The following is a 24,927-nucleotide window of genomic DNA, read 5'->3' as shown; positions in this document are numbered from 1 at the left end:
CTAACTTAATAGCTTGGCAAAATACTTTGGCGCTTCGACAAAGCCTTCGCGCCGATAAAACGCATGGGCCCGCTCACGGCGGCTGTGGCAATGAACTTCCAACCGATCGCAGCCGCGACGGTGCGCCAGCGCCTCGCCCTCCGCCAACAGCAACCGCCCTACGCCCGCGCCGCGCGCCCGATCGTCGACGCAAAAATAGCTGATGCGGGCAATATCGCCGGCCAACGCCAGCTGAGGCAGAAAATGCAGCGACAACACGCCCAGCACTTGCTCCTCCTCAACCGCCACCAGCAGCGCCTCATCCGGATGCGCCAACAGTTGCTGCATTCGCTGCGTCAGAAACGCCTCGGTGCCGGGATAATCCAGCGCCGTCATTAATTCGGCGATAGCATGTCGGTCGCTCAGACGCACCGTTCTGATTTCCATCCGTTTTACCTCGCAGAGTGTCGATACTACAAAATAGGCGGCTTTAGGTGTAACATCCAACGGGTACGGCAAAAAAGGCCGTGCGGCACGCTGGAGATGACATTCCTCCCTAACCGCCTTCACAGGCTGATGATGTCTACGTAACCTCTCGGAGAGAGGCGCGTAGCGTTACGCCTGTCCCTTTCCGAGTCCCGTGAATTTCTCTGATTGAAAGGTAGTTGCCCCATGTTGAGCTCTTTACTGGCCGTATTTATCGGCGGCGGCGTCGGCAGCGTACTGCGCTGGGCGGTAAGCATGAAAATGAATCCGTTGAACGCCCACATTCCGCTCGGTACGCTGATGGTCAATCTGGTCGGCGGTTTTATCATCGGCCTGGCGATGGCGATTTTCACCCGCATGACGCACCTGGATCCCACCTGGAAATTGCTGATCACCACCGGGTTTTGCGGCGGCTTGACCACCTTCTCTACCTTTTCGCTGGAGGTGGTGTACCTGATGCAGGATGGCCGCTTCGGCTGGGCATTGGCCAATATGCTGCTCAACCTGGCCGGTTCGCTGGCGATGACGCTGCTGGCTTTCATGCTGGTCATGTGGGTCAACGGGCGCTAAGTCCTTAATGTTTCCTTAATCTTGCATGCGCATAATCTCATCCAGTACCCCTGACTGGATGAGAAACCGCTATGTTTAGCCTGCCGAAAACCGCCGCCGAAGCGATCGCCGTTGCGCTGTGCGTGCTGATCGTCGCCGCCTTTATCAAATCTTACCTGTTCGCTTAAACGCCTTTTCCCGCAGCACGCGTTCATCTTGCACCCTTCCCGTCGGTTGCACTACAATTGAGAATGAACGTTCACACCCAAAAATGTGAACCCGGCTCACGCGTAGCAAAGGATCGGGCAGATGCTCTCCCCCAACGACACTAAACAGGCCAAGGTGCAGGCGCGCCGCGATCAGATCGTCGAAGCGGCGAAAATCAGCTTCCGCCGCCACGGTTTCCACGCCGCCAGCATGGCGGAAATCGCCCAGGGCTCACAGCTCAGCGTCGGCCAAATCTATCGCTATTTCGCCAATAAAGACGCGATTATCGAGGAGATCGTCAACCGCATCATCGCCAACAAGATGCAGCGCCTGGAAAACCTTGGCGATCACATCAATCTGATCGCCGGCGTGCTGGCGGCGCGCACGCTGTTCCAGCAGCCGGGCGAGAGCGAAACCGACCACATGCTGATGCTGGAAGTGACCGCCGAGGCCACGCGCAATCCGGTGGTGGCCAAAATGCTCAGCGACGCTGAAGCGCGGCTGTTTCGCCACGTGTGCCACAACCTGCAGCGGCTGTATCCCCATTTCAGCGCGGAAGAGATCGCCGCGCGGGTGGAGTTTATCGCCGTCATGAGCGAAGGCACCGGTTACCGGATCCTTACCACGCAAAAAGCCGATGCGTCCCTGCTGCGCGATCTGTATCAGCAGGCCATTTCTCATCTGTTCAGGAAATCCTAATCTCTCATGACCAAACACTTAGCCAGACAACGTCTGGTGTACGCCGTCGTGCTTGGCCTGTTGGCCGCGCTGGGGCCGCTGTGCACCGATCTCTACCTGCCCGCCCTGCCGGAGATGGCAGGCGAGCTGAATACCTCCACCGCCGCCGCGCAGCTCAGTCTGACCACCGGGCTGCTCGGTCTGGGCGTCGGCCAGCTGATTTTCGGCCCTTACAGCGACAAACTGGGCCGCATGCGCCCGCTGCTGCTGTCGCTGATCCTGCTGCTGGGCGCTTCGCTGTGGTGTGCGCTGGCGCCCACCATCGACCAGTTGCTGATCGCCCGCCTGCTGCAGGGCATCGCCGGCGCCGGTGGGGCGGTGATTTCCCGCGCCATCGCCCGCGATCTGTATGCCGGGCATGAGCTGACCCGCTTCTTCGCCTTGCTGATGCTGGTCAACGGCCTGGCGCCGATCGTCGCGCCGGTGCTGGGCGGCGTCATGCTGCAGGTGATGAACTGGCGCGGCATCTTCGGCGTGCTGGCGGCCATCGCGGTGCTGCTGTTCAGCCTGTCGGCGCTGAAGCTACGCGAATCCCTGCCGGTCGAGCGCCGCAGCCAGGGCGGCATCCTGGCGATGCTGATGTCGCTGGGCAGTCTGTTGACCCAGCGCTATTTCATGGGGCTGTGCCTGACGCAGGGCTTCGTGATGGCCGGCATGTTCGCCTATATCGGCGCCTCGCCTTTCGTCTTGCAGCAGATCTACGGCCTCAGCCCGCAGATGTTCAGCCTGTGCTTCGCCATTAACGGCGTCGGGCTGATCATTGCGGCGCAGCTGGCCAGCCGCCTCAGTTCTCGTTGGGGTGAGCGCCGGGTGTTGAAGAGCGGGCTGACGCTGGCAGCCGTCGCGTCGCTGTTGCTGCTGTTGGCCGCCGCGCTGCACGCGCCGCTGGTATTGCTGCTGGTGCCGCTGTTCTTCTCGGTGGCGGTGATCGGCATCGTCGGCCCGACCGCCTCTTCGCTGGCGATGCAAAGCCAGGGTGACAAAGCGGGCAGCGCCTCAGCCTTGATCGGCGTGTGCATGTTCGCGCTCGGCGCCTGCGCCGTGCCGCTCACCGGGCTGGGCGGCACCTCGAGCCTGTCGATGGCGCTGACCATCGTCGGCTGCTACGCCGTCGCCATCCTGCTATTCAGCCTGTTGGCCCGCCGCAGCGAAGCATAATGCGCCCAATAAAAAACCCGCTCAATGAGCGGGTTTTAAGAAATTCAGCTACGCAGCTTAGATAGCAGTAACGTTAGCGGCAGATGGGCCTTTGGCACCGTTCGTGATTTCAAATTCTACACGCTGGCCTTCAGCAAGCGTTTTGAAACCGTTGCTAACGATGGCAGAGAAGTGAACGAAAACGTCCTTGCTACCATCTTCCGGAGTAATGAAACCGAAGCCTTTGGATTCATTAAACCACTTAACGCTACCTTTAATCTTAGACATCAAACTTACCTTTAACGTGAATGAAAGACACAAAACCTGTGTCGATCACAGTACAGCAAGCAGGCAGGATTTTGTCCACCACCGCGATCACAGAAATCCGATAAAGAGTGAAAAAATCCGTGTTGCCCGGTGTAAATTGATTGCACCGGTTGCGATAAGTTACCGTTTCAGGTCAATCCTCTTCAGGCGTCGGCAAACAACGAGCGAACGCCCAAACTTGCCCATTTCTCCATCGTTGACGCCCCCGTGCAGACGCAATCGCTATGAAATATAACCAGATGGTCTTTTTGCTTCGGCGCCCGCTGCACTAGGGTTAGGGTTTATTTCCCACTGTGAGCCAAGCCTATGACCAGCCAGTTGGCAGACAAAATTATCGCCTATCGGCGTGAGCTGCACCAAAACCCCGAGCTTTCCAATCACGAATTCGCCACCACCACCCGGCTGACTTGCTGGCTGCAAGAGGCGGGTATTCGCCTGCTGCCGTTGGCGCTGAAAACCGGCGTCGTGGCGGAGATAGGCAGCGGCAAAGGGCCGATCATCGCGCTGCGCGGCGACATTGACGCGCTGCCGATCGACGAGATCGCCGATGTGCCCTTCAGTTCGCAAAACCGCGGCGTGATGCACGCCTGCGGCCACGACTTTCACACTTCGGTGATGCTCGGCGCCGCACACCTGCTGAAGGCGCGTGAGGCCGAGCTGCCCGGCACGGTGCGCATCTTCTTCCAGCCGGCGGAAGAGACCTTCAACGGCGCCCGGCACCTGATCGACGCCGGCGCGCTGGATAACGTCGCGGCGGTGTTTGGCCTGCACAATGCGCCGGAACTGCCCACCGGCACCTTCGCCACCCGCGCCGGGCCGTTTTACGCCAACGTCGATCGTTTCCAGATCCAGATCACCGGCAAAGGCGCCCACGCCGCCAAACCGGAACAGGGCGTCGACACCATCGTCACCGCCAGCCAGATCGTCGGCGCGCTGCAGACGCTGCCCAGCCGCAGCTTCAGCTCGCTGGAATCGCTGGTGGTGAGCGTGACGCGCATCGAAGGCGGCAATACCTGGAACGTACTGCCGCAAACCGTGGAGCTGGAAGGCACGGTGCGCACCCACAGCGACGCGGTGCGCCGCCAGGTGCCGGACAAGATTCGTCAGGTGATCGACGGCGTCGCCGCCGCGCTGGGTGCCCAGGCTGAACTGCACTGGCAGCCGGGGCCGCCGGCGGTGATCAACGACGCACATTGGGCGGCATTCAGCAAAACCGTCGCCGCCGAGGCCGGTTACCGGGTTGAAGAGGCGGAACTGCAGATGGGCGGCGAAGATTTCGCGCTTTATCTGCACCATGTTCCAGGCGTGTTTGTCAGCATCGGATCCGCCAGCGAGTTCGGCTTGCATCATCCGCGTTTCAATCCCGATGAACGCGCTCTGTTCCCGGCGGCGCAATATTTCACGCTGCTGGCGGAACGCACGCTGCAACAATTAACCACCGCGCCGGAAAAAACCCTCAGCAACGCCTGAATAACAACAAATATTATTTCCCCGACGCTGCTGATGCCGCGCCGGGGATTATTATTTTCGCCTACCGTGATATTTGCCGTTTTCAACATTTGAATATGCTGTTTTGTTGTTTTACATCCCGCCGCCGCTCATCAATAGTGGTTCCATCAGACACTGCGCGCCTCTGCGGCGCATGATGGGATAATCACGATGAGCAACAGCGCGAATAATCAACGTCAATTACGGCTGGGCGCCATTCTGCATGGCGCGTCGGGAAATATGTCCGCCTGGCGCCACCCGGACGCTACTGCCGACGCCAGCATCAACCTCGAATTTAATATCGCCACGGCGAAAAAAGCCGAGCAGGGAAAATTCGATTTCGTGTTTGTCGCCGATGGCTTATATATCAACGAAAAATCCATTCCGCATTTTCTTAATCGCTTCGAACCGTTGACCCTATTGGCCGCGCTGTCCGCCGCCACCGACAAAATTGGCCTGGTGGGCACCCTCTCCACCTCCTACAGCGATCCGTTCACCGTCGCCCGTCAGTTCGCCAGCCTCGATCACCTGAGCAACGGCCGCGCCGGCTGGAACGTGGTGACCTCGCCGTTGGAAGGCTCAGCCAAAAACTTCTCGCGCGCCGAACACCCGGAGCACAGCCTGCGTTACCGCATCGCCGATGAGTTTCTTGACGTCGCCAAAGGACTGTGGGACTCCTGGGAAGAGGACGCCTTCGTGCGCAACAAAGCCAGCGGCGAATTCTTTCGCGCCGGGAAACTGCACACCCTCAACCACCAGGGTGAGTTCTTCTCGGTACAAGGGCCGCTGAACATCGGCCGCACGCCGCAGGGCCGCCCGATTCTGTTCCAGGCCGGCGCTTCTGAAGACGGCAAACGCCTGGCGGCCAGGCACGCCGATGCGATTTTCACCCATCACGACACGCTGGAACAGGCGCAGGATTTCTATCAGGACGTGAAACGGCAACTGGTGGAACAAGGGCGCGAACCGGACGATCTGCGTATCTTCCAGGGCGTCACCGTGATCGTCGGCGACGACGACGCGGACGTCGAGCGCCAGTATCAGGAGACCGCTCGCCTGGTAAGCATCGAAAACGCCCTCAACTATCTTGGCCGCTACTTCGAACATTACGACTTCGCTCGCCATCCGCTGGATGCCCCGTTCCCGGACATCGGCGATTTGGGGCAAAACAGCTTCCGCAGCACCACCGACGCCATCAAGCGCAACGCCCGTGAGCGTAACCTCACGCTGCGCCAGGTGGCGCTGGAAGCCGCCTCGCCGCGCCCGGTGTTCAGCGGCACGCCGGAAGCGGTGGCCGACGGCCTGCAGAGCTGGTTCGACAGCGAAGCCGCCGATGGCTTCATCATCAGCGGCGGTACGCCCAACGCTTTCGGTCACTTCGTCGAGCGGGTGGTGCCCGTCCTGCAGCGGCGCGGCCTGTTCCGCCAAGCGTACCGCGGCGACACGCTGCGCGAACACCTGGGCCTGAAACGCCCATTGAACAGATTCACCCAATAATAAGATCGCTTTCAGGGATACCCGCTATGCAGAAAACCGTTACCGCCGCCCTCGTGGCGGCCTTGTTGAGCCTGACCGGCGCCGCGCAGGCGGGCACCGGCATCGATTTGCAGGCCAATGAAACCCCGATCCACGCGCCGAAAAACCCGCAGGCGATCGCCAAACTGCCGGCCGATTTCCACTTCGTGAAGCCCGGCCAGTTCACCGTCGCGATCGCCGCGCTCAACACGCCGCCGCTGGCGCTGTTCGCCGCCGACAACCGGCGGCTTATCGGCAGCGAAGTGGATATCGCGCAGCTGGTGGCCGACAGCCTGGGCCTAACGCTTAACGTGGTGCAAACCTCGTGGGAAGACTGGCCGCTGGGGGTGGTCTCCGGCAAGTATGACGCGGCCATCACCAACGTTACCGTCACTAAAGAGCGCAAAACCCGCTTCGATTTCGCCACCTACCGCATCGATTCGCTCGGCTTTTACGTCAAAACCGGCGGCAAGATCGCGACGATCAAACAACCCGCCGATATCGCCGGATTAAAGATCATCGTCGGCTCCGGCACCAATCAGGAAGCGATCCTGCTGGCGTGGGATAAACAGAACCGGCAGCAGGGGCTCAAACCCTTCCAACCGATCTACGTGACCGATGATGCGGCCGCCACGCTGGCGATCCAGTCCGGCCGGGCCGACGCCTACTTTGGGCCGAACGTGCTCGGCGCCTATAAAGCGGCGCTGAATGGCCGTACTCGGCTGGCGGGCACGGTGGAAGGCGGCTGGCCGAAGGCGGCGCACATCGCCGTCACCACCCGCAAAGGCAACGGCCTGGTGCAGGCGGTGAACGAAGCGCTGAACGGCGCGATCCGCGGCGGGCAATACGATCGGGTGCTCAACCGCTGGGGCGAGAGCGTCGAACGCCTTGCACAGTCGGAAATCAACCCGCCCGGCCTGGGCGACTAGGAGCGTGCGATGACAGCAGACACCTTCATTCAGACGCTGCCGACCGACCCGCTGATCGCCCCGGTGATCGAGGGGCTGTTCGGTGAATATCGCCAGCGTTACGGCGATTATTTTGGTGACCAGGAACCGGAACCGCTGGATCTGTACGCGCCGCCGCAGGGCGCCTTTATCGTGCTGCTGCGCGCCGGTGCACCGATCGCCATGGGCGCCTTCAAGCGCTACGACGCGCAAACCGCCGAACTGAAACGGATCTGGACGCGGAGCGATCTGCGCCGTCAAGGCCTGGCGCAGCGGGTGTTGCAGCAATTGGAAGCGCTGGCGCTGGCGCAGGGGTATTGCCGGCTCTATCTGACCACCGGCTTTCGCCAGCCTGAAGCGGTGGGCCTGTATCTGAACAACGGCTATCAGCCGCAGTTCGATCCGGCCGTCGACAGCGAGGTTTACAGCCGCCCGCCCTACGACGGCCGCCTGCCGTTCCGCAAGAGCCTGATTGCAGAGGACGCGTGTTGTTGCGCGTCGGAAAGGAAAATCGCCTAACCCTTTTTTATCTGTAGCAGGAGACATGACATGTCCAAACAAGAAGTCTTGAAAGTGGTGCCCGCCCGCTATCCGCTGCGGCTGATCGGCGCGCTGTTTTCGCTGTTCATTCTGGCCGCCATCGTGCAATCGGTGGCAGGCAACGCGCGCTGGGAATGGGGCGTATTCGCCGAGTGGTTCTTCGCGCCGGCGGTGCTGGCCGGGCTGGGGCAAACTCTGCTGCTGACGCTGCTCGGTACCCTGTTCAGCATTCTGTTCGGCACCTTGCTGGCGCTGGCGCGGCTGTCGCGCTCTTACCTGCTGGCGTCGCTGGCCTGGGGCTATATCTGGCTGTTTCGCTCACTGCCGCTGATCCTGGTGCTGATCATCCTGTACAACTTTTCCTACCTGTACGACGCCATCTCGCTGGGCATCCCCTTCACCTCCGTGGTGTTCGCCAGCTTCCCCACCATCGACATTCTCGGCCAGTTCGCGGTGGCGGTGCTGGGCCTGACGCTGGTGCAGTCCGCCTACACCGCCGAGATCATCCGCGGCGGCATTTTGGGCGTGGATTACGGCCAGCACGAAGCGGCGGCGGCGCTGGGCCTGCCGGGCTACCGCCGCACCTTCCGCATCATTCTGCCGCAGGCGCTGCGCTCCATTATTCCGACCGGTTTCAACGAGATCATCAGCCTGGCGAAAGGTACCTCTATCGTTTATGTGCTGGCGCTGCCGGAGCTGTTTTACACCATTCAGGTGATCTATAACCGCACCCAGCAGGTGATACCGCTGCTGATGGTCGCCACCGTCTGGTATCTGTTCATCACCACCGCGCTGTCGGTGATCCAATACTACATCGAGCGCTATTTCGCCCGCGGCGCGGTGCGCGAACTGCCGCCGACACCCTGGCAGAAACTGGCCGGCTGGTTAAAACGTTAGGAGCCCCGCATGTCTGAAGCCATTGATTATTACGCCTTGTCCGAGCAGCCGACACGTAACCTCACCCCGGTGCCGGCGCGCGGCCTGATCGAAATCAGCAACGTCAGCAAGTTCTTCGGCAAGCATAAGGCGCTGGACGACGTCAGCCTGACGCTGCAACCGGGCACCGTGACCGTGATCCTCGGCCCTTCCGGCTCCGGCAAATCGACGCTGCTGCGGGCAATCAACCACCTGGAGCGCGTCGATGAGGGCTTTATTCGCATCGACGGTGACTACGTCGGCTATCGCCGCAAGGGCAACCGGCTGTATGAGCTGAAGGAAAAGGCCATTCTGCGGCAACGCATCAACGTCGGCTATGTGTTCCAAAACTTCAATCTGTTCCCGCATCTGACGGTGCTGGAAAACATCATCGAAGCGCCGGTGGTGCACAAGATTCATTCCCGCGAGCGGGCGAAGGCGGTGGCCTATGAGCTTTTGGACACCGTCGGGCTGCGTCACAAGGCGGACGCCTACCCGCGCCACCTCTCCGGCGGCCAACAGCAGCGCATCGCCATCGCCCGCGCGCTGGCGCTGAACCCGAAGGTGATCCTGTTCGATGAGCCGACCTCCGCGCTCGATCCCGAATTGGTCGGCGAAGTGCTGGATGTGATTAAGGGGTTGGCCGATCTGGGGGTGACGCTGGTGGTGGTGACGCATGAAATCGGCTTTGCGCGCGAAGCGGCGGATCGGGTGGTGTTTATGGTCGACGGCCAGATCGTCGAGCAAGGCGACGCCAGGCAGGTGCTGGCCCAACCGCAGCATCCGCGCACCGTCAATTTCCTCAACAAGGTATTGTGATGGTCGGGGCGCCGCAGCGCCCCGCATGGCCGCTTACCGGCCGGCGAAACGTCGCTTCTCGGCGGCGAAATCCAGCGGACGAATATTCTGCTGGTTTTTGTCCTCTTCGGTCAGCAACGCCGGGGGAATAAACCAGGTCACCTCGAACAGCAGCCCGTCCGGATCGTGGCCGTAAATGCTTTTGTGCACGCCGTGATCCTCTTCCAGCCCGAGAATACCGCGTTCGGCCAACTGGTGACGAATGCGCTCCAGCTCTTCCAGGCTGTCCACTTCCCAGGCCAGATGGTACAGCCCGGCCGCTGGCTCATGCTCCGCCGGCGGCTCGCCGTTGGCGCGAAACACCCCGGCGCGCTGCTGGCCCAGGTTCTTGCTGAACAGCGCCAAATCGTGATCGTTATCCGAGTCGGCGGCCTGGGTGAATACCGCCCGATCGGGGCTGTCGGACGGCTTGAGCTTGAAGCCCAACACCTGATGATAAAACTCGGCGCTCTGCCGCACGTCGCTCACATACAGCACGGCGTGATTGAGACGTTTGATGCCCATCGATATTCCTTTTCGCAGTGAATGAAGTCAGCATGAACATAGCATGTGGGCGGGAAGCCGCTAAATGCCGTTATCGCATGACTAAATGCCGCGCGCGCAATCTGTCGCTGCCAGGCATTCCGCGCTATCATAAGCGCTGTATAGAACCCTTTTGTGAGAATAGCGATGAACGGCAAGATAACGACTTTTTTTGAAGACAAAGGCTTCGGCTTTATTACCGACGAGAACGGAGAAAATCGTTATTTTCACGTGATTAAAGTGCAAAACCCGGAGCTGATTAAGAAAAACGCGGCGGTGACCTTCGAGCCGACCAACAACACCAAAGGTCCGTCGGCTTATGCGGTCAAAGTGTTGGCACCCAGCAAATACATCATCATCGCCAATGAAAGAATCAAGATCACCAGCATCAAGTCTTTCAACACCTTCACCAAGGACGTACCGGTCAAAGCCGACGTGGATAAGGAGAACACCGTGCTGTCGGTCGGTTTGTTGATGAACCGCATTCGCCCGCAGTCGGAAGATCAAGCGCAGGCCATGCAAACGCTGCGCATGTTGACCATCACCACCTTCCAGAACACCACCCATACCTTCTCCGAGCACGAGATCGATATGGATGAGACCATCAAGGCGCTGAAAAGCCTGTAAACGCCGCTCACCCAGCGTCGAGCTTAACGGAACAGAATATGCTCGACGCTGTTGCCGTTCACCACGTTGAACGACTCCACCCGATTCCGCCCCTGCGATTTGGCGCGATACAGCGCGATATCCGCCATATTCATCAGCTGCTCCAGCGATTTCACCTCGTTCATCGCCAGGCTGGCGACGCCGACGCTAATGGTGATTTTCAAGGCCTGCTTGCCATCTGCCTGCAGCTCCGTCTGCTCCACCAGCCGACGAAGATGTTCCCCCAACGCCACGCCCTGCGCCGCCAGCGCGCGCGGCAGCATGATGGCGAACTCTTCCCCGCCCAAACGGCCGAACAGCTGATCGTGCCGCAGCTCGCGCCGCACGATGTGCGCGAACGACGCCAACACCTGATCGCCGGCGCTGTGGCCATGCGTATCGTTGATCTGTTTGAAATGGTCGATGTCGATCAGCAATAACGACACCGCCTCCTTTGAACGGTGCTTATGCTCCAGCAGCTCGCCCGCTTTGCGCGTCATCGCGCTGCGCGCCAGCACCCCGGTCAGGAAATCGTGGTTGGCGCTGTGCTCCAGACGCCGCATCAGCTTGCGATTGGCGGCGATAGAGCTGGCGAGGATCAGCGGCCCCATCACCAGCATGGCGATGCCCAAGCGGGCGGACATCAGGGTATCGAGGAAGGCATTGTGATTGTTCGGCGTTTCATACAGCACCAGGTTGGCTGAAATGTTGCTGATCTCGGTCATGCCGGTCAACAACGTCAGCAGCGTCACGGGGAACAACTGGTAGCGCACGGCGCACCACAGCAGCGCCGGGATCGGAAAAGCAATGGCGCCCGGCCCGCCGATATAGACGCTAAACGCCAGCGACAGCAGCAGCGCCAATAGCGGCAGGCAGCCTTTCAGGCGCCAACGCACCTGCATGCGAAACAGCTGTTTCAACCGCGGTGCCGCCATCAGCACCGGCAACAGCAGCAACGTCGTCGAGAACTGCTCACTGAACCAGGCCAACCAGGCGACGACCACCGTATTGTTGTACAGGCTGTCGTTGCGCAGCACCGACAGCGTCGACGCCACTGCCGATCCGGCCAGACTGGCGCTGAACATATAGAGTATCGCCTGGGGTTTGCCCATGCGCCGTTGAGATTGTGGCAGCATCAGCATGATGCCGTAACCGACGGCGATCAGCGACATGTTGCAGGCGTTCAGCCACAGCGCCAGGGACCAGCCCTCGCCGGTACTGAGATCGGCGGCGACCATGCCCAGATAAGTGGTGAGCCAGCCGAGCGGCGTAGCGTAAACGGGTTTGCGCAGCAGCAGCCCGAGCAGAATCGCGTTGACCGGCCAAAATAAAGAAAGCGAGCCAATCGGCCGGCTAAGAATACCCACCAGGGAAAGTAAAAAGGCCAGCATGAAAAGATTGATCAGCTGAACCGTAAGCGGCAGGCCATGCCTGGCGTTTATTCTGGCGTTCATCGCCTCGCCCGTATATTGCTAATAACCAGAATAATAATGTGCATACGCTCTCGCCCGGCCAGTGAGGGATTGTCAACCCGGATTTCAACCAAAAAAGCCAGACAAATCAACAATGAAAAACATTAACATTTAATTAACAGACTTTTCTTAACCTAATGCGGCATCGGTTACAGCCACGGTAAACCGCCGGGAAATTATACCCATCCCAGCTGTCAGCATAGCGCAAAACCGCAATATACCCGTGAAGGCGTTAATGACATTAATAAGTTTATGGTTATTGGTCGTTGAATGATATTGGAATAACTGCGCGGTTATTTTCCTGCAACTGAGCCGCCCGTGCAATAACAAGCCAAAAAAAGCCCGCGTGAAGCGGGCTTGCTTGAACAACAGCAAATCGACAGTTACGACACAGCCATGCATTGCCTGCCTGTGCCGTCGCGCAGTATAGCGGTGAAAGCTTAAGCCGACCTTAGCAACAAAAAACCCGGCCTAGGAACCGGGAATATTTGTACGAAATGCAGTGTTAGCCCAAGCAGGCTAATAACATTTCGCAGCTTACGCGCCAATTGTGCAGAGAAAATGAACGCGACGCGGATTTCGCCTCGCCCCAATCCCTTCTGAACGAGGTCAGGCCTTACGCCAGTTTGGCGGCAAAACCCGCCACGCGCTGACCGTAGAGCTTGGCGGTCGCCAGATCGCCCGACAGCATCTCATCCACGCTGGCATCCGCCGGCGTTTGCACCAGCAGCCCCACCGAACCGCCCAGATTGTTGACGTCGGTGCGCTGCGCCGATTTGGTGTTGGCCGGCAGCAGCCCCAGGCTGACCCACAGGCCACCATGTTGCGAAGCCAGCGTCTGCAGCGCGATCAGCGTCACCTGCTTGTCGCCGTTCAGGCTGGCGCTGTTGGTAAAGCCACCGAACACTTTGTCCTGCCACTTGCGGCCGAACCAGGCCTTGGAGCTGGCGTCGGCGAATTTTTTGAACTGCCAGGACGGGCCGCCCATATAGGTCGGCGAACCAAAGATGATGGCGTCCGCCTCATCCAGCGCCTGCCAGGCCTCATCGCTGATATCGCCTTCCTGATCGATGGCGATCAGTTCCGCCCCGGCCCCTTCCGCCACCACTTTCGCCAAACGCTCGGTATGGCCGTAGCCGGAATGAAACACCACTACTGTCTTCGCCATAGAAATTCTCCACTCATTGCTCAGAGGCGCCGGCGGCGCCCCTCTCGCGTTCAATCTAATCAAGCGCGCCACGGCTGAATACTGAATAAAACTGACGGTGTTATTCAAAAAAATCGCGCTACGCGCCTTGTTCCGCCCATTGGCGGGCAAAATCGATAAAAGCGCGCAGCGGGCGCGGCGTTTGGCGGTTCGCCGGATAGTACAGATAAAAACCGGGAAACGGCGGCGTCCAGGCATCGAGCAACGGCAATAGCCTGCCGTCGGCCAAGCCGGTGGCGATCTGCTGCTCGAACAGATAGGCGATGCCGGCGCCATCCAACGCCGCCCGCACCAACACTTCCGGTTCATCGACGATCACCGGCCCTTCCACGGCGATGTCCCGCTTCACTCCGTCACATTCAAACTCCCAGCGATACAGATTGCCGTTGGTCGGCCAGCGGTAGTTCAAGCAGCGATGCTGCCGCAGATCGTCCGGGGTCAGCGGTCGGCCGTAGCGAGCCAAATACGCCGGCGAGGCGACCACGCGCATCCGCACCTCCCCGCCCAGCGTGACCGCCACCATATCTTTCGCCAGCTTCTCATGCAGCCGCACACCGGCATCGAAGCCGCCGGCGACAATATCCACCAGCCTCTCTTCAATGCTGAGATCGAGAACGATATCCGGATATTGCCGATGAAACGGCGCGATCAATGGCGCCAAATAATGCAGCGCCGCCACGCGCGTAACGTTTAATCGCAACCGACCTGACGGATTTTGTCGCCGTGCGACCGCCTGCGCCACCGCCGCGTCGATCTCCCCCATGGCCGGTAACAAACGCGCCAGCATCTGCGCGCCGGCTTCGGTGGGCGCCACGCTGCGCGTCGTGCGATTCAATAAACGCACGCCCAGCCGCGTCTCCAGGTTGCGCAGCGTTTGGCTGAGCGCCGAAGCGGACATGCCCAAATGCGCGGCGGCGCGCGCGAAACCGCCGTGTTCGACGATGGCGGCAAAGGCGCGCAACTCGGCAAAATCACTGCCTCTCATTATGCTCATCCTCCTTAATAATTCATGAAGATTATAGTGCATTCTTTAAACAGACTGCGGGCGCTATCGTAAACGCCATCTACACGGGAGAATGCCTATGAACACATCACTGTCGCTGGATCACTATCGTCTGCTGGGCCGTTCCGGCCTGCGCGTTTCACCGCTGGCGCTCGGCACCATGACCTTCGGCGCCGACTGGGGTTGGGGAGCCGAGCTGGCTGAAGCCCGCCGGCTGTTCGACGTCTACGTCGAACGCGGCGGCAATTTTATCGATACCGCCAACCGCTATACCGAAGGCAGCGCCGAACGTTTCGTCGGGGAATTCGCCGCCGGACGCCGCGATCGGCTGGTGATCGCCACCAAGTACACCCTGCCGATGCAGCCGGACGACCCCAATTCCGGCGGCAATCATCGCAAAAGCATGCTGCGATCGGTTGAAGCCAGCCTGCAACGGCTCAATACCGATTACATCGACCTGCTCTATTTGCACGCCTGGGATTTCACCACGCCGGTGGAAGAGATCATGCGCGCCATGGACGACCTGGTGCGCGCCGGGAAAGTGCTGTATGTGGCGGTATCGGACCTCCCCGCCTGGCAGGCGTCGAGAATGCAAATGCTGGCGGAATTGCGCGGCTGGTCGCCGCTGATCGCGCTGCAAATCGAATACAGCCTGCTGGAACGCACCGTCGAGCGCGAACTGATGCCGATGGCGCAAGAATTGGGGCTGGGCGTGATCCCATGGTCGCCGCTGGCCGGCGGCGTACTCAGCGGCAAATATCGGCGGCAGGATCTGCAGCCGTCGCCCGATGAAGCGGGCACTCGGCGTGAAACCGTGCGCGCCAAGGGGATGCTGAACACGCGCAATCTCGATATCGCCGACGCCGTCAACCAGATAGCTCAAGGAACGGGATATACCCCAGCGCAAATCGCGCTGGCCTGGACGCTGCGCCACCCGACGGTCACCGCGCCGATCGTCGGCGCCCGCACTCTGGCGCAACTGGAAGATAACCTCGGTGCATTGAACGTGACATTGGCGCAAGAACATTGGCGGCGGTTGGACGATCTCAGCGCCATCGAGCTCGGATTCCCGCACGATTTTCTCGCCCTGCCGACCACCCGCAGCATCATGAGCGGCGGCCTGCATCTCGCCCGGCGCAGGTAAAAAAAATCCCGCGCAAGGCGGGATAAACTTAACAGGGATGGGGTAATACACTACAGGGAATGGATAACACACAACATCATCGGGTAGAGCTACAGTACCAATCCCAATGTATAGAACTGTCATCCCCGCGTAAGTTTGCTCGGCCAGATGTAACGCCGAATGGGAAATATGACATTTCGCTCAATGCACCACGAACAGGCGCGATTCGAAACCGCCGCTCTTGAAGGTGCCGGTATTGACCCACCCCGGCGGCGAACGGCCGAAGTCCTGATTGAAATCCCCGCCGCTGACCAGCCAGACTCGGCGGTGGGTTTTCGATAAAACGCTGAGCTTATCGACGTAGGTCTGCGCCGCCCGATCGTGGAAAAAGGTGCCGAAGCCATAGGCGTTGGGCTTGCCCGAAATGCCGTTGGGCCTGGCGGGGGTATACAGCAAGGCGCGATAGCCCTGTTTGTTGTAATACACATAGCTCAGGTAGTTGAACATGTTGCTGACCACCACCGCATCGTTAGGCTGATAGTGGCTGTTGATATAGTGCACCATCACCTTGAACTCATCTTTCTCGACCGGGTAATCATTGCGCACGCCGCAGCCGAACAGCAGGCTGAAGAACAGCAGCAAAGAGATCCCGCGCACCCGGTTTTTCGTTCCGGCGATCAGCACACCCAACACCAGCGGAATGCCGAGCGCGGCGGAATAGAGATAGCGATCGACAAACAGCGGCGAGCGCCAGGAAATGGCGAATACCAACATTACCGGAATCAGCATGCCGCCGAGCAGCAGCAGAGCGTATTTTCTCGGCATCTGGCGCCGCCACAGCAACAGTGAACATAAAGCAACAAACATCGCCGGCAACAGCCAGAGAATGATCGTGGGATAGTTGCTGCCATCATGGCCCGTGAGAAAACGCCAGAACATCGCCGGCAGATCGCTCCAGGAAACCTGAGGGATCCAACCGACGTCGCCGCCGACCCGCAGCTCGGCGATATGCGCCAGCAGATTGAACAACACCAGCAGCCAGGGAATGTAGGCCACCCCGATCGCCGCATTGGCCAGCCACCACGCCGGTTGCTTGATATAACACTCGCCTTCGCGGCGGCACGACAGCGCCAATACCACCAGCCAATGCGCGATCAGGGTAAAAATCGTGAAGTAATGGGTATAAAAGCTCAGCGTCATCAACAGCGCATACAGCGCCAGATAGCGGCGGTTATCCGGCGTTTTCAGCCACTTCGCCAACGCCATAGCGGCGGCGATCGCCAGCAGCCCCATCAGCGCATACATGCGCGCCTCCTGGCTGTAACGCACCGCCATCGGCATGATCGCCATCAGCCAGCCCGCTATCAGCGCCGCCCGCTCGTTGGCCAGCCAACGCGTAAAGCGCATCGCCAGCGCCACTGTCGCCACGCCGAGCACCAGGCTCAGCGAACGGGCCGCCATGATGCTGTCGCCAAACAGCACCATCCAGCCATGCAGCAACAGGTAATACAGCGGCGGGTGAACATCGAAGGAAGCGTGGTACAGCAAAGCGCCCACGTCATAGCGGCTGGTCAGCACGCTGGAGGCCTCATCGCACCAAAAATACCTGTCCGTTAAGGAAATAAACCGCACGACCGCCGCAAACGCCACGATCGCCAACGCGTAATGTTTATAGCCGATGCCCTTTAAGCCGTTGTTGCTCAACGAGACATTCGAAACCTGTTGCAGTGACATAACCGCATTCCGCCCAAGAGAACCACACAATGTGGAGACGCTGCGTCATCATTGCCGACGGCGGGTAAATGGCGGGTAAATCAGTGCAAAAAAGTCGGCGCGATCACCACCGCGCCGACCGGCCCTCAGCGAATTTCAACGCTGATATCCGGGTAGGCCTTCTCGCCGTCGCTGAGGTAATGCCCCAGCGCCCGATATGCCATGACGTACAGCACGGCGGCGGCACACAGACACAGCAAGGTCACGAGAAAGAATCTGGATTTGCGCACGATAGGCTCCATGGGGAAATTTTCGCCTATTGTAGCGCGGCAAAATAAACGAAAGTTCAATTGCCGGCGAAGCGTCTAAAGGTCATTTTTTCAGCATGTAGATAAACGAATCGACGGTTTCACCGCCGGCGGTGGTGACGCTGACCGCCACCCGTTCATAACCGTCACCTTCGAAGGCGTCGAGGGCAGGCCAATGATTGACGAGGTTGGCGGAGCGGAACAGAAAACCGTTCACCCGATTGCCGCTGTTATCCAGCACGATGCCCGGGTAGCCCATCTCGGCACCCCAGCCTTGGTTAAGCAACGATCCGCCAACGCTGCCTTCTTCCCAGCTGCCGCCGATAGCTTCCATCACGTGCGCGTTGGGTCTGCCCGGCCCTAGGGTGCCGTAAACGAATAAGCTTTGCATTTTTCTCTCTGCCACTGACTGAAAGTTAGCGAACGAACATAACATGTCGCTCAGCGGCGAGCCAACGGGAGTATGGGTTACACGATCGAATTTTCGCGGGAAAGAATATGGGGAAAAAATCAGGGAGAATTAATGGCACGCCCTATAGGATTCGAACCTATGACCTACGGCTTAGAAGGCCGTTGCTCTATCCAACTGAGCTAAGGGCGCATTGAGATGCGGCAACCTGCGGCTGCGGGATGGGATTATACGGTCAGAGGTTAGCGAGTCAATGCCTTTTCATGACGTTACGGCGGCGGCCGTGCTTTATGGCGTTTTTTCCGCCAGCACCCGCACGGCGGCCCTGGCAACGCTGCGTTGAACCAGGCCGACCGCGGTGTCGCCCGGCGAGCGTTCAGAATGCTGCCGCGCGGTGTCTCGCTGCAGGCAAACGCGTGCGGACTGAACGACCGCCGTGATATCGCTCCAGTCGGCATGCTCAACCGCCTGCGTGTTGCAGGTCGCCGCCAGTCTCGCCGCCAGCGCGGCGTCGGGGGGCGTGCTGTTCAAAGAGGCCTGACTCCACGGCGCCCAGCCAAGCAGCAAGACGCAGATCATCAACGTATTGCCGTTCATGCGCACAGCTTCCGCCACAGCGCGCTCAGGCGCGCCCGCCACGACGGCGCCAGCGGGTGTTGGCCAAGCTGATGCAGCGCAATCAGCTGCGCGCTGTCCGCCGGATGCAGTGAAGAATCGAACACCGTTTCTCCCACGTGTTTAAGCTCCGCCGGTTGCTGGTCAGGCTGGTGATGCAACGGATAAAGCCGGGTTATCGCTCTCATGATCCTGCCCTCTTTCGCCCTGTGAACGGCCTCAGCGTATCCAAATGCAGGTAAAAATGGCGTAGAGGTTCCTGAAGTCGGCATAAAAAAAGCGTAAATCGGTCTCGGCAACGGCGGCGAGGGTGATTCTGCGCCTGACAGCGCGCTCAGCTTCTGCCAGAATAGCGGCATCCCCCGCTTTTCTTAATTGATGGATTTCCACACTGATGTCAGCAAAGATTATTGATGGTAAAACGATTGCGCAGCAGGTTAGAAACGAAGTGGCTGAGCAAGTGAAACAACGTCTGGCGGCCGGAAAACGCGCCCCAGGGCTGGCGGTTGTGCTGGTCGGCGAGAACCCGGCTTCGCAAATTTACGTCGCCAGCAAGCGCCGCGCCTGCGATGAAGTCGGCTTCCTTTCCCGCTCCTACGATCTGCCCGCTGCCACCAGTGAGGCCGAACTGCTGGCGCTGATCGACCAGCTGAACGCCGATGAGGAAATCGACGGCATTCTGGTGCAGCTGCCGCTGCCGGCCGGCATTGATAACGTCAAGGTGCTGGAGCGCATCCATCCGGATAAAGACGTCGACGGCTTCCACCCGTACAACGTCGGCCGCCTGTGCCAGCGCGCGCCTAAGCTGCGCCCGTGCACCCCGCGCGGCATCGTTACCCTGCTGGAGCGTTATAACATCGATACCTACGGCCTGAATGCCGTGGTGGTCGGCGCGTCCAACATCGTCGGCCGCCCGATGAGCATGGAACTGCTGCTGGCCGGCTGCACCACCACCGTCACCCACCGCTTCACCAAAAATCTGCGTCATCACGTCGAGAACGCCGATCTGCTGGTGGTGGCGGTCGGTAAGCCGGGCTTCATTCCGGGCGACTGGATCAAACCGGGCGCCATCGTGGTGGACGTCGGCATCAATCGTCTGGAAAGCGGTAAAGTGGTGGGCGATGTCGATTTCGACGCCGCCAGCGAACGCGCCGCCTACATCACCCCGGTGCCGGGTGGCGTTGGCCCGATGACCGTTGCTACACTGATCCAAAATACCTTGCAGGCCTGCGAGGAATATCACGACGTTCAACCTAAATAAGTAAGGCAGTATGGAAATTTTCAATCTGGACAATCATCCCCACGTCGAACTGTGCGATCTGCTGAAGTTCCAGGGCTGGTGTGAAAGCGGCGGCGCCGCCAAAGAAGTCATCGCCGAAGGGCGGGTCAAAGTCGACGGCAAGGTCGAAACCCGCAAACGCTGCAAGATCGTCGCCGATCAGGTGGTGGAGTTCGACGGCGGCAAGGTCGTGGTCAAGCCATAACCCTCGGTTGTCGCAATAGAAAAAGGCGCTGAATTCAGCGCCTTTTTTGTTTTTCCTGCGGCCGGATTACTTGCGACGCCAGGTGGTGCCCTGCGGGCCGTCTTCCAGCACGATGTTCATCTCGTTCAAGCGATCGCGAGCGGCATCCGCCAGCGCCCAGTCCTTGGCGGCACGCGCTTCGTTACGCTGCTTGATCAGCGCTTCGATCTCCGCCACTTCGCCGTCGTCAACCTGAGCGCCCCCTTGCAGGAATTGCTCTGGCTCCTGCTGCAGCAGGCCGAGTACGTTCGCCAGCTTGCGCAATTCCGCCGCCATGCCGTTGGCCGCCGCCATGTCTTCCCCTTTCAGGCGGTTCACTTCGCGCGCCAGATCGAACAGCGCCGAGTAGGCTTCCGGGGTGTTGAAGTCGTCGTCCATCGCTTCGCGGAAGCGGGCTTCCAACGCTTCGCCGCCGGCCGGCGCGGCATTGGCGTCGGTGCCGCGCAGCGCGGTATAGAGACGCTCCAGCGCAGTACGCGCCTGCTTGAGGTTCTCTTCGCTGTAGTTCAGCTGGCTGCGATAGTGGCCGGACATCAGGAAGTAACGCACCGTCTCCGCATCGTAATGCCCGAGCACGTCGCGGATGGTGAAGAAGTTATCCAGCGATTTGGACATCTTCTCTTTGTCGATCATCACCATGCCGGAGTGCATCCAGTAATTGACGTACGGGCCATCGTGGGCGCAGCTCGACTGCGCGATCTCGTTCTCGTGGTGCGGGAACATCAGATCGGAACCGCCGCCGTGGATATCGAAGTGGGTGCCCAGCTGCTTGCAGTTCATGGCGGAGCATTCGATATGCCAGCCTGGGCGGCCCGGCCCCCACGGCGACTGCCAGCTCGGCTCGCCCGGCTTGGACATCTTCCACAGCACGAAGTCCATCGGGTTGCGCTTCACGTCGTCGATCTCCACACGCGCGCCGGCCTGCAGTTGATCCAGATCCTGGCGCGACAGCAGCCCGTATTGCGGATCGCTGTCGATGGAGAACATCACGTCGCCGTTGCTGGCCACGTAGGCGTGTTCGCGATCGATCAGGCGCTGGGTGATCTCGATGATCTCGGCGATATGCTGGGTCGCGCGCGGTTCACTGTCCGGGCGGTCGATCAGCAGCGCGTCAAAGTCGGCGTGCATTTCCGCCAGCATGCGTTCGGTCAGCTGGTCGCAGGTCTCATGATTTTCCGCCGCGCGGCGAATAATTTTGTCGTCCACGTCGGTGACGTTGCGCACGTAGTTCAGCGAATAGCCGAGATAGCGCAGGTAACGCGCCACCACGTCGAAAGCGACAAAGGTACGACCGTGGCCGATGTGACACAGGTCATAGATGGTTACCCCGCACACGTACATGCCCACTTTCCCGGCATGAATGGGTTTGAATTCCTCTTTTTGACGACTCAGGGTATTAAAAATCTTTAGCATCGGGAGATTCCGTGGTGTGCGTGATAACAAAAAAGATAACCGGGCCTCAGGTTTTCCGCCCGGTAGCGTATTGAAACCTGAAGCCTGATCTATTGCAAGGTTAAGGCCATGCTTTGCTGACTTCACGCGAATAAAATGCGCAAAATTCGGCGGTTGGCATAATTGTTATAATATAACACAAGTGCAATTACCACAGACAGTGCGCGGTTGAGCCGCTGCTGACTCGCTGGGGCGGATATGTTATAAGGGCGGTCTGAATGTTCACTCGCTTTACGTGACGTCTCACTTCACCTTGTTAGGATTAAAACTATGGTTACTTTCCACACCAATCACGGCGATATCGTTATCAAGACCTTTGCTGACAAAGCGCCGGTTACCGTTGAAAACTTCCTGAACTACTGCCGCGCCGGTTTCTACGACAACACCATCTTCCACCGTGTGATCAACGGCTTCATGATCCAGGGCGGCGGCTTTGAACCAGGCATGAACCAGAAAGCGACCAACGCGACCATCAAGAACGAAGCCAACAACGGTCTGAAAAACACCATCGGCACCCTGGCAATGGCGCGCACCAACGATCCGCACTCCGCCACCGCACAGTTCTTCATCAACGTGGCCGACAACGACTTCCTGAACTTCCGCGGCGAAAACGTGCAGGGCTGGGGCTACTGCGTGTTTGCTGAAGTGGTTGAAGGCATGGACGTGGTCAACAAGATCAAAGGCGTGAAAACCGGCCGCAGCGGCATGCACCAGGACGTACCGGTAGAAGACGTTGTGATCAACAGCGTGACCGTCAGCGAGTAATCGCGGCTGCATGAGTACGCTGTTCATCGCAGATCTGCACTTGTGCGCACAGGAACCGGCAATCACTGCCGGTTTTCTGCGTTTTTTACGGCGCGAAGCGATTCACGCCGACGCGCTGTACATCCTCGGCGACCTGTTTGAAGCCTGGATCGGCGACGACGATCCCGAGCCGCTGCACGCGGAGATCGCCGCGGCGCTGAAGGCGCTGCAACAGGCCGGCGTGCCCTGCTATTTCATCCACGGCAACCGTGATTTTCTGCTCGGCAAACGCTTTGCCCGCGCCAGCGGCATGCAGTTGCTGCCGGAAGAAAAAGTGCTGGAGCTGTACGGCCGCAGGATCCTGATCCTGCACGGCGACACGCTGTGCACCGACGATCAGGCCTATCAGCAATTCCGCCGCAAGGTGCACAACCCGCTGATTCAAAAACTGTTCCTGGCGCTGCCGCTGCGCTGGCGACTGAAGATCGCCGCTAAAATGCGCGCCCGCAGCCAACAATCCAACCAGTACAAGTCGGAAGCCATCATGGACGTCAACCCGCAGGCGGTCGAGCAAACGATGCTGCGCCACGACGTGCACTGGATGATCCACGGCCATACCCATCGCCCGGCGGTGCACCGGCTGGCGTTGAGCAACGGCGAAGCCCATCGCGCGGTGCTGGGCGCCTGGCACGTCGAAGGATCGATGATCAAAGTCAGCGCCGACGCCGTCGAGCTGATTCAATTCCCATTCTGAGTTCCGGACTGGCGCGCGAGTGAAAATTCGCGCTTTCGCCGGTGAAAACCGGCGACGCAACCGTTTTCCTCGCCGTGCGCTCATGGTATGCTCTACGCCCTCATTCGGCCCTCAGCCGACGCCAGACAAACCACAGGAGCCTTACACCCATGGGAGCCAACGCCGCTTCAGCCGCCAATATCGGGGCTAAAATCGCAATTGTAATGGGATCGAAAAGTGACTGGGCCACCATGCAGTTCGCCGCAGAAGTCCTGACCCAGCTCGATGTCCCCTTCCATGTCGAAGTCGTTTCCGCTCACCGCACGCCGGACAAGCTGTTCAGCTTCGCCGAGCAGGCTGCCGCCAACGGCTTTGACGTGATCATCGCCGGTGCCGGCGGTGCGGCGCACCTGCCGGGCATGCTGGCGGCGAAAACCCTGGTGCCGGTGCTGGGCGTGCCGGTGCAAAGCGCCGCGCTGAGCGGCGTGGACAGCCTCTACTCCATCGTGCAAATGCCGCGCGGCATCCCGGTCGGCACGTTGGCGATCGGCAAAGCCGGCGCCGCCAACGCCGGGCTGCTGGCGATGCAGATCCTGGCGCTGCACGACGCCGCGCTGGCGCAGCGTTTGGCGAACTGGCGTCAGGCGCAGACCGACGACGTCTTGAACCACCCCGATCCGCGGGAGGACGCATGAAGCCGGTTTGCGTACTGGGCAACGGCCAGCTGGGGCGCATGCTGCGCCAGGCCGGCGAACCGCTGGGCATCGCCGTTTACCCCGTCGGTATCGATGCCGAGCCCGAGGCGGTGCCGTATCAGAACAGCGTCATTACTGCCGAGATCGAACGCTGGCCGGAAACTGCGCTGACGCGCGAACTGGCGACCCACAGCGCCTTCGTCAACCGCGACATCTTCCCGCGTCTGGCGGATCGCCTGACGCAAAAACAGCTGCTCGACCAGCTCGGCCTGGCGACCGCGCCGTGGCAGCTGCTGGCGAGCGCCGCCGAATGGCCGCAGGTGTTCGCTTCGCTGGGCGAGCTGGCGATCGTCAAACGCCGAGTCGGTGGCTATGACGGCCGCGGCCAATGGCGCTTGCGTCCGGGCCAGGAAGCCGAACTGCCGGCCGACGCCTATGGCGAGTGCATCGTCGAGCAAGGCATCAATTTCTCCGGCGAAGTGTCGCTGGTAGGCGCGCGCGGCCACGACGGGCGTTCGGTATTCTACCCGCTGACCCATAACCTGCATGAAGACGGCATCCTGCGCACCAGCGTGGCGCTGCCGCAGCCCAACCCGGTGCTGCAGCAACAGGCCGAGCGGATGCTGGCGGCGATCCTGAACGAACTGAACTACGTCGGCGTGATGGCGATGGAGTGCTTTATCGTCGGCGATCGGCTGCTGATCAACGAACTGGCACCGCGCGTGCACAACAGCGGCCACTGGACGCAAAACGGCGCGTCCATCAGCCAGTTCGAGCTGCACCTGCGCGCCATCCTTGGCCTGCCGCTGCCGCAGCCGGTAGTGAGCACGCCGTCGGTGATGGTCAACCTGATCGGCACCGCCGTCAACGAACAGTGGCTGTCACTGCCGCTGGTGCATCTGCACTGGTATGAGAAAGAGGTGCGCCCTGGCCGCAAGGTCGGCCACCTCAATCTGAACGACCCGAGCGCCGCCGATCTGCGCCAGGCGCTGCAGACGCTGGCGCCGCTGCTGCCGGGCGAATACCAAAGCGGGCTGGCCTGGGCACAGCAGAAGCTGGCCTAAGGCACCGCCACCG

The 24,927-nt window shown here is 60.1% G+C and carries 29 protein-coding genes, 1 tRNA gene and 1 riboswitch; of the genes, 17 read left to right on the top strand and 13 right to left on the bottom strand.

Annotation, left to right across the window (positions count from 1 at the left end; all coding sequences use genetic code 11):
- Positions 1-426 (bottom strand): GNAT family N-acetyltransferase, encoded by a 426-nt coding sequence (locus tag ATE40_RS02510; RefSeq protein ID WP_063918886.1) that lies wholly within the window; start codon positions 424-426, stop codon positions 1-3.
- 83 nt (positions 427-509) lie between these two features.
- Positions 510-572, top strand: a riboswitch (Fluoride riboswitch).
- A gap of 79 nt (positions 573-651) precedes the next feature.
- Here ATE40_RS02510 and crcB point away from each other — a divergent pair.
- The 3 genes from crcB (at position 652) to ATE40_RS02495 (ending at position 3,117) form a co-directional block, all read left to right on the top strand.
- A complete protein-coding gene (gene crcB, locus ATE40_RS02505) occupies positions 652-1,035 on the top strand; it encodes a fluoride efflux transporter CrcB (RefSeq protein ID WP_019454092.1) in 384 nt (127 codons plus the stop codon).
- A 288-nt stretch (positions 1,036-1,323) separates the two neighbouring features.
- Positions 1,324-1,920: a TetR/AcrR family transcriptional regulator gene (locus ATE40_RS02500; RefSeq protein ID WP_063918885.1), complete on the top strand. Its 597-nt coding sequence runs from the start codon at positions 1,324-1,326 to the stop codon at positions 1,918-1,920.
- A gap of 6 nt (positions 1,921-1,926) precedes the next feature.
- A complete protein-coding gene (locus ATE40_RS02495) occupies positions 1,927-3,117 on the top strand; it encodes a multidrug effflux MFS transporter (RefSeq protein ID WP_019454094.1) in 1,191 nt (396 codons plus the stop codon).
- Positions 3,118-3,174: 57 nt separating this feature from the next.
- Here the strand turns inward: ATE40_RS02495 and cspE are convergent, their stop codons facing one another.
- Positions 3,175-3,384, bottom strand: a complete 210-nt coding sequence (gene cspE, locus ATE40_RS02490) for a transcription antiterminator/RNA stability regulator CspE (protein ID WP_004940030.1) — start codon at positions 3,382-3,384, stop codon at positions 3,175-3,177.
- A 345-nt stretch (positions 3,385-3,729) separates the two neighbouring features.
- Between cspE and ATE40_RS02485 the strand changes: the two genes are divergently transcribed.
- The 6 genes from ATE40_RS02485 (at position 3,730) to ATE40_RS02460 (ending at position 9,647) form a co-directional block, all read left to right on the top strand.
- The gene (locus ATE40_RS02485; protein WP_063918884.1) at positions 3,730-4,893 is read left to right on the top strand and encodes a M20 peptidase aminoacylase family protein; all 1,164 of its coding nucleotides are present in this window, start codon (positions 3,730-3,732) and stop codon (positions 4,891-4,893) included.
- 189 nt (positions 4,894-5,082) lie between these two features.
- Positions 5,083-6,408 (top strand): LLM class flavin-dependent oxidoreductase, encoded by a 1,326-nt coding sequence (locus ATE40_RS02480; RefSeq protein ID WP_063918883.1) that lies wholly within the window; start codon positions 5,083-5,085, stop codon positions 6,406-6,408.
- Between the two features lie 26 nt (positions 6,409-6,434).
- Positions 6,435-7,355 (top strand): ABC transporter substrate-binding protein, encoded by a 921-nt coding sequence (locus ATE40_RS02475; protein WP_047728556.1) that lies wholly within the window; start codon positions 6,435-6,437, stop codon positions 7,353-7,355.
- A gap of 9 nt (positions 7,356-7,364) precedes the next feature.
- Positions 7,365-7,892: a GNAT family N-acetyltransferase gene (locus tag ATE40_RS02470; protein WP_063918882.1), complete on the top strand. Its 528-nt coding sequence runs from the start codon at positions 7,365-7,367 to the stop codon at positions 7,890-7,892.
- A 30-nt stretch (positions 7,893-7,922) separates the two neighbouring features.
- Positions 7,923-8,810 (top strand): amino acid ABC transporter permease, encoded by an 888-nt coding sequence (locus ATE40_RS02465; protein ID WP_019454099.1) that lies wholly within the window; start codon positions 7,923-7,925, stop codon positions 8,808-8,810.
- Positions 8,811-8,819: 9 nt separating this feature from the next.
- On the top strand, positions 8,820-9,647 hold the full coding sequence (locus ATE40_RS02460; protein WP_019454100.1) for an amino acid ABC transporter ATP-binding protein: 828 nt from the start codon (positions 8,820-8,822) through the stop codon (positions 9,645-9,647).
- A 33-nt stretch (positions 9,648-9,680) separates the two neighbouring features.
- On the opposite strand, the gene ATE40_RS02455 is transcribed toward ATE40_RS02460, so the two are convergent.
- Positions 9,681-10,190 carry a VOC family protein gene (locus ATE40_RS02455; RefSeq protein ID WP_063918881.1) on the bottom strand — a complete coding sequence of 170 codons (510 nt, stop codon included), beginning with the start codon at positions 10,188-10,190 and terminating at the stop codon, positions 9,681-9,683.
- A 165-nt stretch (positions 10,191-10,355) separates the two neighbouring features.
- On the opposite strand from ATE40_RS02455, the gene ATE40_RS02450 reads away from it, so the two are divergent.
- On the top strand, positions 10,356-10,835 hold the full coding sequence (locus ATE40_RS02450; RefSeq protein ID WP_019454102.1) for a cold-shock protein: 480 nt from the start codon (positions 10,356-10,358) through the stop codon (positions 10,833-10,835).
- Between the two features lie 23 nt (positions 10,836-10,858).
- Here ATE40_RS02450 and ATE40_RS02445 read toward each other — a convergent pair whose 3' ends face one another.
- From ATE40_RS02445 to ATE40_RS02430, 3 genes are all read right to left on the bottom strand, one after another.
- Positions 10,859-12,307 carry a GGDEF domain-containing protein gene (locus ATE40_RS02445; protein ID WP_063918880.1) on the bottom strand — a complete coding sequence of 483 codons (1,449 nt, stop codon included), beginning with the start codon at positions 12,305-12,307 and terminating at the stop codon, positions 10,859-10,861.
- 634 nt (positions 12,308-12,941) lie between these two features.
- A complete protein-coding gene (locus tag ATE40_RS02435; protein ID WP_019454105.1) occupies positions 12,942-13,493 on the bottom strand; it encodes a flavodoxin family protein in 552 nt (183 codons plus the stop codon).
- 118 nt (positions 13,494-13,611) lie between these two features.
- The gene (locus tag ATE40_RS02430; protein WP_063918878.1) at positions 13,612-14,517 is read right to left on the bottom strand and encodes a LysR family transcriptional regulator; all 906 of its coding nucleotides are present in this window, start codon (positions 14,515-14,517) and stop codon (positions 13,612-13,614) included.
- A gap of 97 nt (positions 14,518-14,614) precedes the next feature.
- Between ATE40_RS02430 and ATE40_RS02425 the strand changes: the two genes are divergently transcribed.
- Complete coding sequence (locus tag ATE40_RS02425) at positions 14,615-15,679, top strand: aldo/keto reductase (RefSeq protein WP_019454107.1); 1,065 nt, start codon at positions 14,615-14,617, stop codon at positions 15,677-15,679.
- Between the two features lie 180 nt (positions 15,680-15,859).
- On the opposite strand, the gene ATE40_RS02420 is transcribed toward ATE40_RS02425, so the two are convergent.
- The 6 genes from ATE40_RS02420 to ATE40_RS02400 form a co-directional block, all read right to left on the bottom strand.
- Positions 15,860-17,392, bottom strand: coding sequence for a glycosyltransferase family 39 protein (locus tag ATE40_RS02420; RefSeq protein ID WP_063918877.1), 1,533 nt, complete (start codon positions 17,390-17,392; stop codon positions 15,860-15,862).
- A gap of 125 nt (positions 17,393-17,517) precedes the next feature.
- The gene (locus ATE40_RS24850) at positions 17,518-17,661 is read right to left on the bottom strand and encodes a hypothetical protein (RefSeq protein ID WP_015376917.1); all 144 of its coding nucleotides are present in this window, start codon (positions 17,659-17,661) and stop codon (positions 17,518-17,520) included.
- A gap of 82 nt (positions 17,662-17,743) precedes the next feature.
- Entirely contained in the window at positions 17,744-18,070 is a 327-nt protein-coding gene (locus ATE40_RS02415; protein ID WP_025160048.1) for a gamma-glutamylcyclotransferase family protein, read from the bottom strand.
- A gap of 133 nt (positions 18,071-18,203) precedes the next feature.
- Positions 18,204-18,280: transfer RNA gene (locus tag ATE40_RS02410), tRNA-Arg, on the bottom strand.
- Positions 18,281-18,376: 96 nt separating this feature from the next.
- Positions 18,377-18,703: a hypothetical protein gene (locus tag ATE40_RS02405; RefSeq protein WP_156785397.1), complete on the bottom strand. Its 327-nt coding sequence runs from the start codon at positions 18,701-18,703 to the stop codon at positions 18,377-18,379.
- Positions 18,682-18,891, bottom strand: a complete 210-nt coding sequence (locus tag ATE40_RS02400; RefSeq protein ID WP_025160050.1) for a hypothetical protein — start codon at positions 18,889-18,891, stop codon at positions 18,682-18,684. Before ATE40_RS02400 ends, ATE40_RS02405 begins: the two co-directional genes overlap by 22 nt.
- A gap of 206 nt (positions 18,892-19,097) precedes the next feature.
- Here ATE40_RS02400 and folD point away from each other — a divergent pair, with 206 nt between their 5' ends.
- Both folD and ybcJ read left to right on the top strand, forming a co-directional pair.
- Positions 19,098-19,964: a bifunctional methylenetetrahydrofolate dehydrogenase/methenyltetrahydrofolate cyclohydrolase FolD gene (folD, locus tag ATE40_RS02395; protein ID WP_004940177.1), complete on the top strand. Its 867-nt coding sequence runs from the start codon at positions 19,098-19,100 to the stop codon at positions 19,962-19,964.
- Between the two features lie 10 nt (positions 19,965-19,974).
- The gene (gene ybcJ, locus ATE40_RS02390) at positions 19,975-20,187 is read left to right on the top strand and encodes a ribosome-associated protein YbcJ (RefSeq protein ID WP_019454114.1); all 213 of its coding nucleotides are present in this window, start codon (positions 19,975-19,977) and stop codon (positions 20,185-20,187) included.
- Positions 20,188-20,253: 66 nt separating this feature from the next.
- Here the strand turns inward: ybcJ and cysS are convergent, their stop codons facing one another.
- Entirely contained in the window at positions 20,254-21,639 is a 1,386-nt protein-coding gene (gene cysS, locus ATE40_RS02385; protein WP_063918875.1) for a cysteine--tRNA ligase, read from the bottom strand.
- A 309-nt stretch (positions 21,640-21,948) separates the two neighbouring features.
- On the opposite strand from cysS, the gene ppiB reads away from it, so the two are divergent.
- From ppiB to purK, 4 genes are all read left to right on the top strand, one after another.
- Entirely contained in the window at positions 21,949-22,443 is a 495-nt protein-coding gene (gene ppiB, locus ATE40_RS02380) for a peptidylprolyl isomerase B (RefSeq protein WP_004940183.1), read from the top strand.
- A gap of 10 nt (positions 22,444-22,453) precedes the next feature.
- The gene (locus ATE40_RS02375) at positions 22,454-23,176 is read left to right on the top strand and encodes a UDP-2,3-diacylglucosamine diphosphatase (RefSeq protein WP_019454116.1); all 723 of its coding nucleotides are present in this window, start codon (positions 22,454-22,456) and stop codon (positions 23,174-23,176) included.
- Positions 23,177-23,325: 149 nt separating this feature from the next.
- Positions 23,326-23,850, top strand: a complete 525-nt coding sequence (gene purE / locus ATE40_RS02370; protein WP_019454117.1) for a 5-(carboxyamino)imidazole ribonucleotide mutase — start codon at positions 23,326-23,328, stop codon at positions 23,848-23,850.
- The gene (gene purK, locus ATE40_RS02365) at positions 23,847-24,914 is read left to right on the top strand and encodes a 5-(carboxyamino)imidazole ribonucleotide synthase (RefSeq protein ID WP_063918874.1); all 1,068 of its coding nucleotides are present in this window, start codon (positions 23,847-23,849) and stop codon (positions 24,912-24,914) included. The genes purE and purK overlap by 4 nt, the downstream gene beginning before the upstream one ends.
- Positions 24,915-24,927 lie beyond the last annotated feature (13 nt).

Origin of the sequence: Serratia surfactantfaciens (genome assembly GCF_001642805.2) — a bacterium.
Taxonomy (GTDB): domain Bacteria; phylum Pseudomonadota; class Gammaproteobacteria; order Enterobacterales; family Enterobacteriaceae; genus Serratia; species Serratia surfactantfaciens.
The sequence above is the reverse complement of the archived record's forward strand: the minus strand, read 5'-3'. Positions and strand labels throughout refer to the sequence as shown.